The organism is Pseudomonas sp. (assembly GCF_050739655.1).
Taxonomy (GTDB): Bacteria; Pseudomonadota; Gammaproteobacteria; order Pseudomonadales; family Pseudomonadaceae; genus Aquipseudomonas.
The window spans coordinates 1-1,823 of record NZ_JBOIBY010000699.1 but is presented as its reverse complement, the minus strand read 5'-3'; the positions used below and the strand labels follow the sequence as shown (position 1 = coordinate 1,823).

3 protein-coding genes are annotated in these 1,823 nt (G+C 54.1%); 2 read left to right on the top strand and 1 reads right to left on the bottom strand.

Features of this window, described 5'->3' with window-relative positions:
- Both ACRESJ_RS32900 and phaR read left to right on the top strand, forming a co-directional pair.
- Nucleotides 1-188: hypothetical protein (locus tag ACRESJ_RS32900; protein WP_431761632.1), on the top strand; the 188-nt coding region annotated here is incomplete at its 5' end.
- A 430-nt stretch (nucleotides 189-618) separates the two neighbouring features.
- Entirely contained in the window at nucleotides 619-1,152 is a 534-nt protein-coding gene (gene phaR, locus ACRESJ_RS32895; protein ID WP_223531605.1) for a polyhydroxyalkanoate synthesis repressor PhaR, read from the top strand.
- 34 nt (nucleotides 1,153-1,186) lie between these two features.
- On the opposite strand, the gene phaP is transcribed toward phaR, so the two are convergent.
- Nucleotides 1,187-1,750 (bottom strand): TIGR01841 family phasin, encoded by a 564-nt coding sequence (gene phaP, locus ACRESJ_RS32890; RefSeq protein WP_431761631.1) that lies wholly within the window; start codon nucleotides 1,748-1,750, stop codon nucleotides 1,187-1,189.
- Nucleotides 1,751-1,823: the final 73 nt, after the last annotated feature.

Sequence of the window (1,823 nt, the reverse complement as noted above, 5' to 3'; positions counted from 1 at the left end):
GCCGCACGGCGCGGCTGGGACGAAGCTTGAGGCTTCATGGGTCGGGCTCCTTTGGTTATTTTTCTGGCAGGAGAGAAACGGCAAATCCGCGGCGCTCTGGCGGCGCCGGTCTGGGGATGATTTTTCGTTTCAGGACCATGATTAGTCAATTTTCTATTTATTATTTGAAGTATCACGGCAACTTATAATTGAGGACAGCAGCAACAGCCGAACGCGACGTGCCGTAGGCGTTCAGCAGAAAAAAAAACGAATTCACCAGAAATTGAAATGAGCTGTCGCCACCTAAACTGCAAACCGTCCGGGTTTACAGCGGAAGGCCTCTATACCAGCGAGATGGCACGGGCCGAGGCTAACCATCGGCTCGCTCATAAATCAGATGCCTGATTCCCAAAGAGCACATGCGATTAAAACGCATGACTCCCGCTTGCCCCCGAGGCTAACGACTTTTCTATTCGATAAGACTGCATGAGCCACAGTCGTCCAAGCGATCAATTGGAAGGCATGGAAATTGGTTGGGCGCGGTTACCCGCAGATGGCTGCGAAACAGAGGCATTGGAGTGGCTGTGATCAGAGTAGGATAAGATGCCTGAAAATCAGGCTCGCTGTGAGTAGCCCCGCATGACAGATAACAGTCGGAACACCACCCGTCTGATCAAGAAGTACCCGAATCGCCGTCTATATGACACGCACACCAGCAGTCATTTGACCCTTGCGGATATACGCCAATTGGTCGTCGATAGAATCCCGTTCGAGGTGGTCGACGCCAAGACTGGCGAGGATCTGACTCGAAGTATTTTGCTGCAGGTCATTCTGGAAGCCGAAAGTGGCGGTGAGCCGATATTCTCCAGTGAGATGCTCATGGGGATTATCCAGTTCTACGGTCCCTACCAGAGTGTCCTCGGCAGCTACCTGGATAAAAGCATCCAGACGGTCATCGACATCCAGTCCCAGACCGGCGCTCAGTCCTCTGAAGCCTGGAGCGCATTCATGCACCAGCAAGCACCGGTCATGCAGGATTTGATGCGCCAGTATGTCGACCAGTCAAAAGCCCTCTACATGAACACTCAGAACCTCTTCGGCCTGTTCGGCGCCATGCCGGCAGGCAAGCCGGGGGCCGGTGGCGGGCCAAAAAAAAATGACGATGGGGAATAAACCCATCGCCATCATGTAACCGTTCTAATCCGACTTATTTGCTATCGCTTGCAGCCTTGGCACCAGGAGCGGTTTTGCCGGCTGCGGCGGTCGCTGCGCCAAAACCGCTCTGGGCAACATCAGCAGCCTGTTTTACGGCTTTCTGTGCACTTTCAAAAACGGTACTGGCATTCGCCAGCGATGACTTGAATCCGGCCACAACAGACTCGGAGCCAGCCGGTGCATTCTTGCTGATCTCTTCAACGAACTCTTGCACCTGCTTGGTGCCCGCCTCGACCTGACGCGTGGTCAGTTGGGCAATTTCCGATTGGGTGCCAACAATCAGCGCGTGTACTTGACGATTGAACTCAGCCAGGCGTTCGGCTTGCACATTAGGCTGGGTGAAAGAAGCCTGGAGCTCAGCGAACCCTTGTGGATCACGCACCGCCAGCAGTTTGCGAAAACCGTCGAACTGCTCCTCGGTGGAGGCCTGCAGGGTCTTGAACTGCAACTGGCTCAGCTGCTCGACACTGGAAAAGATTTTGCCGCTGATTTGCTGCAGGAGGTCGAGGTTGGCTTTCTTAGCGTCTTGCAATTTTTCCGAGTTGAAAAAAGACATGCTTGAATCTCCTGGTTTGAAGGCCGACTCGGGCCTGAGGACGCGAGAGCGATCCTGCCGGTCATCGCGTTAG

Excerpts from the sequence above, each read along its gene's own strand:
- phaR (WP_223531605.1), top strand. The coding sequence starts at position 619 with ATGACAGATAACAGTCGGAACACCACCCGTCTGATCAAGAAGTACCCG.
- phaP (WP_431761631.1), bottom strand. The coding sequence starts at position 1,750 with ATGTCTTTTTTCAACTCGGAAAAATTGCAAGACGCTAAGAAAGCCAAC.